This is a genomic window from Streptomyces thioluteus, from assembly GCF_039535865.1.
The window spans coordinates 1-13,915 of the sequence record NZ_BAAAXZ010000123.1 but is presented as its reverse complement, the minus strand read 5'-3'; the positions used below and the strand labels follow the sequence as shown (position 1 = coordinate 13,915).

The window sequence follows — 13,915 nt, the reverse complement described above, 5'->3', positions numbered from 1 at the left end:
GCACCGGCAATGGGTTGCATACGTTCTGTGATCGCGCTCCGTCTCCTCACCCGCCCCGCCCCGTGGACCCGGTGACCGTCGTCGGGGCCGGCCCCGTCGGTCTCGGGCTCGCCCTGTCCCTCGCCCGGTACGAGGTGCCCGTCGTCGTCCTCGACGAGAGGCCGGCCGACGACGCGGACCTCGCCGACCGGCGGCTCGCCCGCACCGCTGTCCTGCGGCCCGACACAGTGGCCGGGCTGGAGCGGCTCGGCTGCACGACGGCGGAGGGGGCCCGCTGGTCCGGGTGGCGCACGATGCGCCGGCGCACCCCGGTGACGCAGGTGCCCTTCGGCGAGCCGCACCCCGGCAAGGAGCCGGACGAAGTCCCCCCCGACGGCGACCCGTTGGAGGCGACCGCCCCCGACGTCGCGCCGGGCGGACCATCCCCGCTGCACCTGCCGCAACACGCGCTGGTGCGCGAACTGCGCGCCGCCCTCGCCGACCGCGACGACGTGCGGATCGTCCACGGCAGCCGGGTCACCGTGCTCCAGCAGGACGCCGACGGGATCACCCTGCACACCCGGGGCGAGAACGGGTCGGCCTGGCGGGCCGGTTACCTGGTCGGCTGCGACGGCCCCCGGTCCGTCGTCCGCAAGCTGCTCGGCACCCGCTTCCCGGGCCGCACCGCGGTCGAACGGTACGCGGTCGCGGCCCTGCGCACCGAACTCCCCTGGCCGGGCGAGGCCGTTCTCCAGCGGTCGCCCCTGCGCGGGGCGGAAGTGACGGCCCGCCCGCTGCCCGACGGGGTCTGGCGGCTCGACTGGCTGCTGCCGCCGGACGGCGGGCTGGTCACGCCCGAGGACCTGATCGGCCACATCCACGACACGCTCGGCGCCTGGTGCGGGGACGTGCCGCGGTACGAGCTGCTGGACACCGGCGTGTACGCCGTGCACCACCGGCTCGCGCGCCGCTGGCGCAGCGGGCGGGCCTTCCTGGCCGGTGACGCCGCCCATCTGCTGGGCGCGCTCGGCACCCAGGGACTCGACGAGGGCCTGCGGGACGCCGGGAACCTCGCCTGGAAGCTGGCCCAGGCCTGGCACCACGGGGCGTCCGAGGCGCTGCTCGACAGCTACGAGGCCGAGCGGCGCGAGGCGGTGGGCGCCCGGCTGCGGGCCGCCGACCGGGCGCTGCCAGCCGTGCGGGGCGCGGGCGGCTGGCGCACGGTCCGGCGCACCGTGGTCCCGGGCTCCGCGCGGAGCCACGACGCGCTGCTGACGGACGCGCATCTGGGGCGCGGGGGCCCCTGGGCGAGCCGGCGGTGTACGACCGTACGCCCCTCGCCCCGGCGGCGCCGCCGGCCAGTTCGGTGCCGGTGGGCACGGCGATCGGGGCGCCCGTGGCGGACGTGCCGGTCACGGCGCCGGACGGGTCGGCGGTCCCGCTGGGCGACCGGCTGGACGGGCCGCTCCTGGTCGTGCTGGTCGCCCCCGGCACCGGGGTATGGGAGCGGCGGCACTGGCTGGGCGCGGGGCTGATGCCCGGACTGGCGGCGGCCGTCGGCACCCTGCCCGTACGGGCCGAACTGCTCGTCGCCGAGGGCTATCCGGGGGCCGCGGCGCACACCGTGCTCGTGGTGCGGCCGGACGGCCATCTGGTGGCGGCGATGTCCGGGGTGCGGCCGGCGGAGCTGTACGCCTGCGCGGACGCGGTCCGCGGCGGCTCCCCGGAGCCGGTCCGGGAGACGGGCACGGAGCTCGTCAAGGAGCCTTCGGAGAAGGCGGATCCGGCCCCCCGTGAGGCTTCGGCCAAGCGTTGACCGGCCCGAGCGGGCCGTGGTTGACTCCGGACCGTGAGGGAAAGCGGTGCGCGTTTCTGGCGGAGGGTCCATGTGGACCTGCTCCGCTACGCGGGCTGCGTCTGTCGCCCGTCCAACTGATCCGCGTGTCCTCCCTTTTCCTCGCGATCAACCGGGCGGTTCCGTTGTCCTTCCCTGTCCTTTCCCCTGCCGTCGGTGCGCCCTCGGCCGCCGAACTCCTCCGCTTCGCGCGTGGCGTGGCCGCGGACGCGTCACTCGTCTCCTCCCTCCCGCTCGACCCCGGGGGCCGCACCTGGATCCGGCTGGAGGGGCCGGGCGGGAGCCAGGGCGTGGCTGATCGGCTGGCCGCCGGGCACCGGCACCGGCTGGCACGACCACGGCGGCTCGCACGGCGCCTTCGCCACGGCTGCGGGCCAACTGACCGAGCAGTCCCTGGCGGCCCAACTCCCCACCGAGGGCTGGACCTTGCTGGAACTGGCGGAGGGCGTCGACCGCGAGCGCCAGCTCACCGCGCAGACCGGCCGGGCCTTCGGCCCGCGCACCATGTCCACCAGGTGTTCAACCCCTCGGAGGAGGAACACGCGGTGTCGGGTGCACGCCTACTACCCGCCGCTGCCACTGATGCGACGGTACGGCCGGACGGGACGGGTACTGCGACTGGAGGAGGTCGAGTGGCCGGAGGAATGGGCGTGACGGTGGAGGAAACTGCTCGCCGCGCCCGCGCCGAACTGGACCGGCTCACCCCCGCCGAGGCCGCCGACGCACAGGCCGCGGGCGGCCTGCTGGTGGACATCCGCTACGCCGCGCTGCGGGAGCGGGACGGGACGATCCCCGGGGCGCTGGTGGTGGGAACGCAACGAGCTGGAGTGGCGGCTGGATCCCCTGTGCCCCCACCGCGCGAAGGAGGCGACCGGTCACGACCTACGGGTGGGGGCGATCTGCGACGAGGGCTACGCGTCGTCGCTCGCGGCCGTCTCGCTGCGCCGACTGGGCCTGCACCGGGCCACGGACCTGGTGGGCGGCTTCCAGGCGTGGCGGGCGGCGGGGCTACCGGTGGTGCGATGAGGGTGAGGGATGAGGCCGCGTCGCCGACGGCGGCACGCGGGTCCAGCCCGCCAGGCGCACGGGGACAGGCGCCGATCCAGCCCGTCCGGCGCTTGAGGACGACCGCGCGGAGCGCGGCTGCGGGACGCAAGGGCGCAGCCCCGAGCCCCCGGTTCCAAGGACGACCCGAGGCCTGGCCTGAGATCCGACCCCAAGGCCCGGCCCAAGGGCAAGGCGCTGGACAGGGCCCAGGGGCGTAGCCCCAGCCGGGGTGCAGGGTCCAGCCCGGGAAAGGTCGCCGGGGCGGGCGGGGGCAGAGCCCCGGGAGAGGTCGCGGGGGTACAGGGGCGCAGCCCCGGCGGGGGTGCAGGGGGCGGAGCCCCCGCTGCCGCCCGGAAGGGCGGCCCGGGGTCCGGGGCCTCGCCCCGGGAAACGGTGAAAGGGCGGGGCTGGGGCTCTCTCCCCCCCCAGAGATCACCCGCACAGATCACCCGCGCAGACCGCGAGTTCGCCAACCCCCGAACGCCCGGCACCAGTTACCGGGCGGAGCGAGGGCGGACCGTAGCCGCGAGGAGGCAGCGAGCCGCCCCACAACCTCAGCCCCCCTCCCCCGGAAGATACGCGTCCAGCACCTCCGGATCGTCCCCCTCCCCCTCCAACGCCCCCCGCACCACCCGCAACGCAAGCCCCTCCGAGTACCCCTTACGCGCGAGCATCCCGACGAGCCGCCGCATCCGCTTCTCCCGCTCCCATCCCCCGCGTGGCACGCAGCTTGCGCTCCACCAGCTCGCGCGCCGTGCACTCCTCCTGCTCCGCGTCGAGCCGCCCCACCGCCTCCTCGATCACCGCCGACTCCACGCCCTTGGTGCGCAGTTCGCGGGCGAGGGCACGGCGGGCCAGGCCCCGCCCGCCCGGTGCCGGGAGTCCACCCAGGCGCCCGCGAAGGCCGCGTCGTCGATCAGCCCCACTTCCTCGAAGCGGGACAGCACCGCCTCCGGCCGCGTCGTCGGGGATGCCCCGCTGCGCCAGCGCCTCCGCCAACTGCTTGCGGTGGGTTGCGCGGCGATCCGGTGAGCAGGCGCAGGCAGATGGCCCGCGCCTGCTCCTCGGGTGGCAGCGGCGCCCCACCCCCGGCCCTCGACGGGGGCTCGGCACCGCTGCCCGTCCGTTCGCCACGGGAGCCCCCGGACCGACCGGACGGTGGCGGCTGCGACTGCTGCTGCGACTGCCGACGAGGACCAGTCACTCCGTCGTGCCATGGGCGGTTAGCCCTGGCCGCGGCCTGGCGGCCATTTCCCGTGGCCTTGGCCGGCGTGGCCGGGGCGGGCACGGACTGGCGGGCTCGCCCTCCGCGGTCTCGCGGCATGCAACAACATGGTCGCGTGGGCGGCGGGCGCTGGCACACGACCCAGCTTCTCCTTGATTTCCCTCGATGCTCGGTGGCGAGGTCGGGTTGTCCTTGAGGAAGTTCGGGCGTCTCGTCTTGCCTGGCCAGAGCTGTGCGCCCCGTAGGTGTACTCAGGACGCCGGCCTTGCGACGAAGCCGTGCTCCACGCCATGTCGATCAGGCCGCTCCTCGTGCGGCTGATGCCTGGCGTACGTAGAGGATAGTCGAACTCGGCCTCCTGCTTAGCAAGGGCGCAGCGACGACCTTGTTCTGACGACCTGTGCAGCGGCGGTGCGGTTGCCGAGCCTGCCCTCCGTTGCCGTCTTGAGTGTCTCGCATGCGACGGATGTTGACGATGCGCACCGAGGCGTAGAGACTTCAGCGCCCGCACCGGTCGTGGTCTCGGGGGAGCCGAACATCACGCCGATCTCTCGCGGAGTGGTGTGATGAAGATCGCGGTGGTCTTGGACCTGGTTGAGCGCGCTGTGATCTTCCGCAGCGCCTGGCTCATCAGCCGGGCCTGGAGGCCCACGTGCGAGTCGCCCATCTCGCCCTCGATCTCCGCGCGGGGCACCAGGGCCGCCACGGAGTCGATGACGATCAGGTCGAGCGCGCGGAGCGGACCAGCATGTCGACGATCTCCAGCGCCTGCTCGCCGTTGTCCGGCTGGGACAGGATCAGGTTGTCGATGTCGACGCCCAGCTTCTTGGCGTACTCCGGGTCGAGCGCGTGCTCGGCGTCGACGAACGCCACCGTGCCACCGGCCCGCTGGGCGTTGGCCACCGCGTGCAGGGTGAGCGTCGTCTTGCCGGAGGACTCCGGCCCGTAGACCTCCACCACGCGGCCGCGCGGCAGCCCGCCGACGCCGAGCGCGACATCGAGAGCGGTCGACCCGGTGGGAATGACCTCGATGGGCTCGTTGGGCCGCTCACCGAGGCGCATCACGGCGCCCTTGCCGAATTGCCGTTCAATCTGCGCGAGCGCGGCGTCGAGCGCCTTCTCGCGGTCCGTGCCTGCCATGGGTTCCACCCGGTTTGCTTGAGTCGATCGCTTCACGTCCACGACGCTAGCGCCTGCCACTGACAACGGGCCCGGACACCGCTTTGACCTGCGGAAACGTCATGTTGCGGACATTTCACGGAGGACCCGGACCACCCATGAGAATGGATGTTCGATTTTTGTGTCAAACGCGGCGCGCTGGCCGGCACAGTCTTCGGATCAGCCTTCGGATCAGCGCTTGTCGGCGGGGATCTCCATCGCCCGGCAGACCGCGCGCCACACGTCCTTCGCGTTCCAGCCGGCGTCCAGCGCCTGGTGCACCGTCCTGCCGCCGAGCTCGGACATCACGTGGTCACGAGCGAAGGAGTCGGCGTACGCCGCCCCGAAATGGTCAGCCATCCGCTGCCAGAAAACCGTCAACCGCATGTACGCAGCGTAAGCCGTCACGCGCGGGGCGCGGACACGGCGGCCTCCGGCCCGCCCCGGCGCAGGGCCGTCCGCCGGGACAGCAGCACGGCGTGCTGGACGCCCAGCGTGACCCCGAGGCCGAGCAGGAACGCGTTGCCGTTGAACGGCTCGTCGGTCAGCGCGTATTCGACGGCCGAGACCGCGCAGCGCGCGCCGACGGTCAGCAGCCACAGCCGCAGGACGGTGGAGTCGCCCTTGCGCCACACCGTCCCGTCCGCGTCGCGCCACAGCGGCATCGCCCGGCCGCGCAGCACCCCGAACACCGCCGAGACGGCCAGCCCCAGGACCAGGAACGCCAGCCCCGCCGCCGTCACGCGCGCCGGGCCGGGTGGCACGAGGCCGCGGCCCACGAGCAGGGCCACCCAGACGAACACGGCGGCCCGCACCCTGCGGGGCCGGAACTGGAGCACCAGGACGAGCGCCATGACCGCCAGGACCAGGAGGGCGTTCGCCCCGCCGATCAGCTGTGCGAGGCGTTCGTCCCCGGCCGCGCCGGCCGCCGCCAGGACGGACATGGATGTGTTCGCCGTCGTCACCGTTGCCCCCCGTCAACCCCGTAAGACCGGCCGATCCTACGGAACGTTCCTCCCGGCCCTCCGGCCCGCCCCCGTCAACCCCGTACGTCCTGCCCCCCGCCCCTGCGGGTGCAGCCGGGCACGAGCCGCTGACCGGGGGCGATTTCCGCCCTACGGTCTTGTGCATGGCCCCACCCGGAGCATCCCCCGAAGCCCGCGCCGAAGCCTTCGTCTGGCTGACCGCCCGCGTCCTCGAACAGCGCAGATTCGCCTACCACTTCCTCGACGGCAGCCCGGACGCCGTGGAGGCGGCGCTGACGGCGTACCGGGGCGAGGACGGCGGCTACGGACACGCTCTGGACCCCGACCTGCGCGGCCCGGTGAGCCAGCCGCACCACACCGCGCACGCCCTGCGCGTCCTCGACGAGATCGGCCGCTGCGCGGACCGCCGCGCCGAACTCGTGTGCCGCTACCTGACCGCGGTCTCCACGCCGGAGGGCGCGCTGCCCGCGCTGCACCCCTCCTCCGGCAGCTGGCCGGCGGCGCCCTGGTTCCCCGCCCCGCCGGGCGGTCCCGCCGCCATGGCCGCCGGCTCCCTGCTGACCACCGGCCCGGTCGTGGGCCTGCTGCACCGCAACGCGGTGTGGCACGCCTGGCTGTTCCGGGCCACCGACTTCTGCTGGGCCGCGATCGACGCGCTGGTGCTGGCCGGCCGGCCGCATCCCTACGAGGTCGAGGCGGCCGTCGCCTTCCTCGACGGGGCCCCGGACCGCGCCCGGGCCGAGGCCGCCGCCGACCGGCTCGGCCGGGTGGTGCGCGAGCAGCGGCTGGCCGTGCTGGACCCGGAGCGCGCGGCCGCGGTTCCGCCGGCCGCCGGGTCCGCCGCGCACGACGGCCCCTTCCCGTATCCCCCGCACTTCCCGCACGACTACGCCCGGACCCCCGACTCGCTGGCCCGCCCCTGGTTCACCGAGGCCGAGCTCGACCGCTCGCTGGACCACCTGGCCGGGGCGCAGCAGGAGGACGGCGGCTGGCCGTTGCGCCGCGCCGCCTGGGCGCCGGGCACCGTCCTGGAGGGGCGCCCGGTGGCCACCGTCGAGGCGCTCCTGATCCTGCGCGCGCACGGCCGCGGCAGCCCGCGCACGACCCCCTCGTCCCCGGTCTGACCTGCGCGTACGAGGCGTTGTCAGTGCCCCGGTGCACGATGGGGGGCATGACGGACGACTCGGCGACCGGCCCGGCACGGGCCTCGGCGGGGGACGGACATCCGGCCCTCGCCGGCTTCTCCCCCGCGACCCGCTCCTGGTTCGCGGGCGCCTTCACCGCGCCCACGGCCGCGCAGGCCGGCGCCTGGCGGGCCATCGCCGAGGGGTCGGACGTCCTGGTCGTCGCACCCACCGGCTCCGGCAAGACCCTCGCCGCCTTCCTCGCCTCGCTGGACCGGCTGGCGAGCGCCCCTCCGCCGGCCGAGCGCGCCAAGCGCTGCCGCGTGCTGTATGTCTCCCCGCTCAAGGCCCTCGCGGTGGACGTCGAGCGCAATCTGCGCAGCCCGCTCACCGGCATCCGCCAGGAGGCCGTGCGCCTGGGCCTGCCGGAGCCGGAGGTCCGCGTCGGCATCCGCTCCGGCGACACCCCGGCCGCCGAGCGCCGCGCCCTGGCCACCCGCCCGCCGGACATCCTCATCACCACGCCCGAGTCGCTGTTCCTGATGCTCACCTCCGCGGCCCGGGAGGCGCTCACCGGCGTGGAGACCGTCATCCTCGACGAGGTGCACGCCGTCGCGGGGACGAAGCGCGGCGCGCACCTGGCCCTGTCCCTGGAGCGGCTGGACGCCCTGCTCCCGCGCCCCGCCCGGCGCATCGGCCTGTCCGCCACCGTGCGCCCGGTGGAGGAGGTGGCGCGCTATCTGTCGCCGCAGCGCCGGGTGGAGATCGTCCAGCCGCCGTCGGACAAGGAGTTCGACCTCTCGGTCGTCGTCCCGGTGGAGGATCTGGGCGAGCTGGGCGCCGCCCCCGCCCAGGAGGGGGACGAGCGGGAGCGGCCCTCCGTCTGGCCGCACGTCGAGGAGCGCATCGCCGATCTCGTCCTGGCCCACCGCTCCACGATCGTCTTCGCCAACTCCCGCCGCCTGGCGGAGCGGTTGTGCAACCGGCTCAACGAGATCGCGCACGAGCGGGCGGCCGCCGGGCCACTGCCCGAGCACCACTCCCCGGCCGAGCTGATGGCCCAGTCCGGCGCCGCCCTGGGCGCGCCGCCGGTGCTGGCCCGCGCGCACCACGGCTCGGTCTCCAAGGAGCAGCGCGCCCAGGTCGAGGAGGATCTCAAGGCCGGCCGGCTGCCCGCCGTCGTGGCCACCTCCAGCCTGGAGCTGGGCATCGACATGGGCGCCGTCGACCTGGTCGTCCAGGTCGAGTCGCCGCCGTCGGTCGCCTCCGGCCTGCAGCGGGTCGGCCGCGCCGGACACCAGGTGGGCGCCGTCTCCACCGGCGTCGTCTTCCCCAAGTACCGGGGCGACCTGGTGCAGGCGGCGGTCGTGACGGAGCGGATGCGCCAGGGGGCCATCGAGGCCCTGCGGGTGCCCGCCAATCCGCTGGACGTGCTGGCCCAGCAGATCGTCGCCATGACGGCCATGGACGCCTGGGACGTCGGGGAGCTGCTGGCCCTGGTGCGCGGCGCGGCCCCCTTCGCCGCCCTCCCGGAGTCCGCCTACCACGGCGTGCTCGACATGCTCGCCGGCCGCTATCCCTCCGACGCCTTCGCCGAGTTGCGCCCCCCGCCTGGTCTGGGACCGGGTCGCCGGCACGGTCACGGGCCGCCCCGGGGCCCAGCGCCTCGCGGTCACCTCCGGCGGCACCATCCCCGACCGCGGCCTCTTCGGCGTCTTCCTCGCCGGCGCCGATCCCAAGAAGGGCGGCGGCCGCGTCGGGGAGCTGGACGAGGAGATGGTCTACGAGTCCCGGGTGGGCGACGTGTTCACCCTGGGCACGACGTCCTGGCGGATCGAGGACATCACCCGCGACCGCGTCCTGGTCACCCCCGCCCCGGGCGTCCCCGGCCGGCTGCCGTTCTGGAAGGGCGACCAGCTGGGCCGCCCGCTCGAACTCGGCCGCGAGCTGGGCGCGTTCCTCCGGGAGATCGGCGCCGCGACGCCGGAGGCCGCCCGCGCCCGCCTCACCGCCGCCGGCCTCGACACCTGGGCCGCCGACAACGTCCTGGCCTACCTCGGCGAACAGCGCCGCGCCTGCGGCCACGTGCCCGACGACCGGACGATCGTCGTCGAGCGCTTCCGCGACGAGCTGGGCGACTGGCGGGTGGTCGTCCACTCCCCCTTCGGCGCCCAGGTGCACGCCCCCTGGGCCCTGGCCCTCGGCGCCCGCCTCACCGAGCGGTACGGCATGGACGCCCAGGTGATGCACGCGGACGACGGCATCGTGCTGCGGCTGCCCGACGCCGACCTCCTGGGCCTGGACCTGCTCGACGCCGACCCGGCCCGCCGGGACGACGCCGGGCACGACGACGGGCAGTCCCCCGTCGGCGCCGCCGACGTCGTCTTCGACCGGGGCGGGATCGGCCAGGTCGTCACCGACCAGGTCGGCGGATCGGCCCTGTTCGCCGCCCGCTTCCGCGAGTGCGCCGCCCGCGCCCTGTTGCTGCCGCGGCGCGACCCGGGCAAGCGCACCCCCCTGTGGCAGCAGCGCCAGCGCGCCGCCCAACTGCTGGAGGTCGCCAGCGAGTTCGGTTCCTTCCCGATCGTCCTGGAGGCCGTCCGCGAATGCCTCCAGGACGTCTTCGACGTCCCCGGCCTCACCGAGCTCATGGGAGACATCGAGGCCCGCCGCGTGCGGCTGGTCGAGGTCACCACCCCCGAGCCGTCGCCGTTCGCCCGCTCGCTGCTCTTCGGCTACGTCGCCCAGTTCCTCTACGAGGGCGACTCCCCCCTCGCGGAGCGCCGCGCCGCCGCTCTCTCGCTCGACTCGCGGCTGCTGGCCGAGCTGCTGGGCCAGGCCGAGCTGCGCGAGCTGCTCGACGCGGACGTCCTGGCCGAGCTGGAGCGCGAGCTCCAGTGGCGCACCGAGGACCGCCGGGTCAAGGACGCCGAGGGCGTGGCCGACCTGCTGCGCCTCCTCGGCCCGCTCACCGACGAGGAGCTGGCCGAGCGCGGCGCCGAGCCGGGCTGGGCGCGCGGGCTCGCCGACGCCCGCCGCGCGCTGCGCGTGCGCATCGCCGGCCGCGAGCACTGGTGCGCCGTCGAGGACGCCGGACGGCTGCGCGACGCGCTGGGCACGGCCCTGCCCGTGGGCGTCCCCGAGGCGTTCACCGAGCCCGTCAAGGACCCGCTGGGCGACCTCCTGGCCCGTTACGCCCGCACCCACGGCCCGTTCACCTCGGCGCAGGCCGCGTCCCGCTTCGGCCTGGGCACGGCGGTGACCGACGGCGCCCTGCACCGCCTCGCCGCCAACGGCCGCCTCGTCCAAGGGGAGTTCCACCCCGCGGGCACGGACCAGGAATGGTGCGACGCCACCGTGCTCCGCCGGCTGCGCCGCCGCTCCCTGGCGGCGCTGCGCCAGGAGCTGGAGCCGGTGCCGCCCGCCGCGCTCGCCGCCTTCCTCCCCCAGTGGCAGCATGTCGGCGGCCACGGCCTGCGCGGCATCGACGGACTCCTGCGCGCCGTCGAGCAGTTGCAGGGCGCCCCGGTTCCCGCCTCGGCCCTGGAGAAGCTCGTCCTGCCCGCCCGCGTGGCGGACTACTCCCCGGCGATGCTCGACGAGCTCACCGCGGCGGGCGAGGTCGTCTGGGCCGGCGCCGGCGCCCTGCCCGGCAAGGACGGCTGGGTGTCCCTGCTGCCGGCCGACACGGCCCCCCTCCTGCTGCCGGGCCCGCACCCACTGGAGCCGACGCCCCTGCACCGGGCCGTGCTCGACGCGCTCTCCGGCGGATACGGCCTGTTCTTCCGCCAGATCACCGACCGCGTCCGCGCCGCGCTCCCCGAGCCGGACGGCCCTCTGACCACCGACGCGCAGATCGCCGACGCCGTGTGGGACCTCGCCTGGTCCGGCCGGATCACGGGGGACACCCTGGCCCCGCTGCGCTCGCTCCTGGGCTCGGGCCGGACGGCGGGTTCCACGGCGCACCGCGCCAAGCGCCCCGTGCCGCGCGGGCGTTACGGCTCCTTCACCGGTCGCGGCACCCCGCTCCGCCCCACCGCGTCCCGCGGCGGCCCGCCCACGGTCGCCGGCCGCTGGTCCCTGCTGCCCCCGCCCGAGCCCGACCCCACCCACCGGGCCCATGCCCTGGCCAGGACGCTCCTCGACCGGCACGGCGTGGTGACCCGCGGCGCCGTCGCCGCCGAAGGGGTCGAAGGCGGCTTCTCCGCCGCGTACCGGGTGCTCTCCGCCTTCGAGGAGAGCGGCCAGGCCCGCCGCGGCTACGTCGTCGAGGGCCTGGGCGCCGCCCAGTTCGCCATGGACGGAGCCGTCGACCGCCTCCGGGCCATCGGCACACGCCCGGCGAGCGGGCCGGCGCCCCCGGCCGCACGCACCCGCCCGGCCACGGCCCGCGCGGTGGTGCTGGCCGCCGCCGACCCCGGCGAACGACCTACGGCGCGGCCCTCCCCTGGCCGACCCCCCGGCGGGCGCCGCCCACAAGCCCCGCCGCAAGGCGGGCTCCCTGGTCGTGCTCGTGGACGGGGCGCTGGCGCTCTATGTGGCGCGGCGTGCAAGACCCCTGCTGGCCTGGCACGGGACCGAGGACGAGGAGGCGCGACCCGACGACGCCGGGCTCCGCGCGGCGGCCGTGGAGGCCCTGGCCTCGGCGGCCCGCGCCGGCGCCCTGGGCACGGTCACCGTCGAGCGGATCAACGGCCGTCCCGGCGCTCACCGCACCCCTGGGATCCCTCCTGGAGTCGGCCGGTTTCCACGCCACACCCCGGGGGCTGCGGCTGCGCGCGCCCTGACCGGCCGCGCGTCCTCACCGGGGCCCGCGCCGCCGCCGGCGGGGCCGGGTGCCACGGCACACAGTGCACCGGCAGCAGGCTCAGTCCCCACCCGGTGGCCGCCAGCGCCTCCACGGGCCCCATGCCCGCGGCCCCGGCGCCCGGCCGGGTCACGGCCCAGAGCCACGCCACGACCGGCACGAGAGCGGCCAGCCGGACGAGGCCCCGCCGGAGCCGGGACAGGTGCGCCGGGCCGCGTCTCCGCGCCGAAGTGCCCACCGGACGCCGCCCGTCAGCCGGGGGCTCCGGCGTCCTCGCCACGGAGCCGCGCCAGTTCGGCCTCCAGCTCCGCGATCCTGCGGTCGCGCGCGGTGGAGTTCGACGACCACCCGCTGCTCGCCCTCGTGCGCGCCCTCCTGGAAGACGCTGCGCACGAAGGCGCCGGCCGCTCGCTGGTCGAGCTCGGAGACCATCATGAGCTCGTTCGTGAAGCGGATCACCGGGTGCTCGTCCATGCCCCCAGGAGACCGCGCCGCCCCCGGCTCCGCCACCCGGGGCCCGCTCAGGCGTTCTCCGCCTGGAACATCCAATGGTGCTTCTCGAGGTCCGCGGTGAGCCCGATGAGGATGTCCTGGCTGACCGGGTCGGGGTCCCCCGTGTCCCGGATGCGCTGCCGCATCCGGGTGATGACGGCGTCGAGCGCGTCCACCAGGATCCGCACCACGTCCACGTCCTTGGCCCAGCCTCCTCCGAGCGGGGCGATGCCGCTGGTCCTGGCCACGGTGTCGGCCCGGCCGTCGGGGGGCGACGCCGATCGCCGAGGCGCGCTCCGCGACGGTGTCGGCGTGCTGCCGCGCACTGGCCACGACCTCGTCGAGCTGGAGGTGGACCGAGCGGAAGCGCGGACCCACGATCGTCCAGTGGACCTGCTTGGCGACGAGCGAGAGGTCCACGAGGTCGACGAGCGCGCCCTGGAGGGCATCACCGACGGTCTTGCGGTCCTGTTCCGGCAACGGGCTCTTCACGACAGACATGGGCATCTCCTTTGCCGTCGGTCCCGGTTTTCGCTTTCGTCTCCGGCCCCCCACCATCACCCCGTCCTCCCACCATCGCACAGCACCCGGAATCGGGCCGGAGGGGAGAAACCGGAAGAGGAGAGACCGGGGGAGGAGAGACCGGGGGAGAAAAGGACCGGAAATGCCGATACACCCCGGATATGTCCGGGAAAAACACCGATCCCCGCGGATCCTCAACGGACCGGCGGGGACCGGGAACAGTGATTGACCGGCTGGGCTTCAGGCCGCGACCACGTCGACGGCCTCCGCGGGCGCCTTGATGGTCACGCGCTCGCTCGGAACGCCGGTCACGGACGTCACCGACACCGGGTTGAACATCGGCCGCATCGGCGCGGGTACCGGCTCGCTCGCCGCCGCCGACTGCGCCAGCTCGGCGAGCGACAGTTCGTCACTCACCTCGCGCATGACCTCGGACATCCGTACGTCCAGAGCGTCGCAGATTGCGGAGAGAAGCTCGGAGGACGCCTCTTTCTGCCCCCGCTCGACCTCGGAGAGGTAACCGAGCGAGACCCGGGCCGATGAGGAGACCTCGCGCAGAGTGCGGCCCTGGCGTTGGCGCTGCCGACGCAGCACGTCACCGAGCAGGCGACGGAGCAGAATCATCGGTGGCTCCCTCCTTGGACCGCGAATCCGGATCCTTCACGCCCCACCGTACCGCCTCGGGGTGCGGCCGTGCGGGGAGCTATGTCGTGTTCACTC

At 75.2% G+C, this 13,915-nt stretch carries 7 protein-coding genes and 6 pseudogenes; 6 read left to right on the top strand and 7 right to left on the bottom strand.

The annotated features are described in order from the left end of the window. Positions 1-62: 62 nt before the first annotated feature. The 4 genes and pseudogenes from ABD794_RS16160 (at position 63) to ABD794_RS16150 (ending at position 2,860) form a co-directional block, all read left to right on the top strand. Positions 63-1,795: pseudogene (locus tag ABD794_RS16160) on the top strand (FAD-dependent monooxygenase). Positions 1,796-1,828: 33 nt separating this feature from the next. Next, positions 1,829-1,915: a putative leader peptide gene (locus tag ABD794_RS19110; protein ID WP_425586041.1), complete on the top strand. Its 87-nt coding sequence runs from the start codon at positions 1,829-1,831 to the stop codon at positions 1,913-1,915. Between the two features lie 111 nt (positions 1,916-2,026). Beyond that, positions 2,027-2,488, top strand: coding sequence for a cupin domain-containing protein (locus ABD794_RS16155; protein WP_344964088.1), 462 nt, complete (start codon positions 2,027-2,029; stop codon positions 2,486-2,488). Next, a pseudogene (locus ABD794_RS16150) lies at positions 2,479-2,860 on the top strand (rhodanese-like domain-containing protein). Before ABD794_RS16155 ends, ABD794_RS16150 begins: the two are co-directional and overlap by 10 nt. A 575-nt stretch (positions 2,861-3,435) precedes the next feature. Here ABD794_RS16150 and recX read toward each other — a convergent pair. The 4 genes and pseudogenes from recX to ABD794_RS16130 all read right to left on the bottom strand — a co-directional run bounded on the left by recX (position 3,436) and on the right by ABD794_RS16130 (position 6,229). Continuing rightward, a pseudogene (recX, locus tag ABD794_RS16145) lies at positions 3,436-4,205 on the bottom strand (recombination regulator RecX). Between the two features lie 62 nt (positions 4,206-4,267). Continuing rightward, positions 4,268-5,246: pseudogene (recA, locus tag ABD794_RS16140) on the bottom strand (recombinase RecA); the annotation flags it as partial. Between the two features lie 210 nt (positions 5,247-5,456). Then, positions 5,457-5,651 (bottom strand): DUF3046 domain-containing protein, encoded by a 195-nt coding sequence (locus ABD794_RS16135; RefSeq protein ID WP_344964086.1) that lies wholly within the window; start codon positions 5,649-5,651, stop codon positions 5,457-5,459. 17 nt (positions 5,652-5,668) lie between these two features. After that, positions 5,669-6,229 (bottom strand): hypothetical protein, encoded by a 561-nt coding sequence (locus ABD794_RS16130; RefSeq protein ID WP_344964083.1) that lies wholly within the window; start codon positions 6,227-6,229, stop codon positions 5,669-5,671. A 164-nt stretch (positions 6,230-6,393) separates the two neighbouring features. Between ABD794_RS16130 and ABD794_RS16125 the strand changes: the two genes are divergently transcribed. Beyond that, positions 6,394-7,374 carry a hypothetical protein gene (locus tag ABD794_RS16125; RefSeq protein WP_344964081.1) on the top strand — a complete coding sequence of 327 codons (981 nt, stop codon included), beginning with the start codon at positions 6,394-6,396 and terminating at the stop codon, positions 7,372-7,374. Positions 7,375-7,421: 47 nt separating this feature from the next. Next, positions 7,422-12,161, top strand: a pseudogene (locus ABD794_RS16120) (ATP-dependent helicase). Positions 12,162-12,310: 149 nt separating this feature from the next. Here the strand turns inward: ABD794_RS16120 and ABD794_RS16115 are convergent. The 3 genes and pseudogenes from ABD794_RS16115 to ABD794_RS16105 form a co-directional block, all read right to left on the bottom strand. Beyond that, positions 12,311-12,655: a hypothetical protein gene (locus ABD794_RS16115; RefSeq protein WP_344964078.1), complete on the bottom strand. Its 345-nt coding sequence runs from the start codon at positions 12,653-12,655 to the stop codon at positions 12,311-12,313. Positions 12,656-12,702: 47 nt separating this feature from the next. Then, positions 12,703-13,174, bottom strand: a pseudogene (locus tag ABD794_RS16110) (Dps family protein). A 261-nt stretch (positions 13,175-13,435) separates the two neighbouring features. Continuing rightward, complete coding sequence (locus tag ABD794_RS16105) at positions 13,436-13,819, bottom strand: helix-turn-helix domain-containing protein (RefSeq protein ID WP_344964076.1); 384 nt, start codon at positions 13,817-13,819, stop codon at positions 13,436-13,438. Positions 13,820-13,915 lie beyond the last annotated feature (96 nt).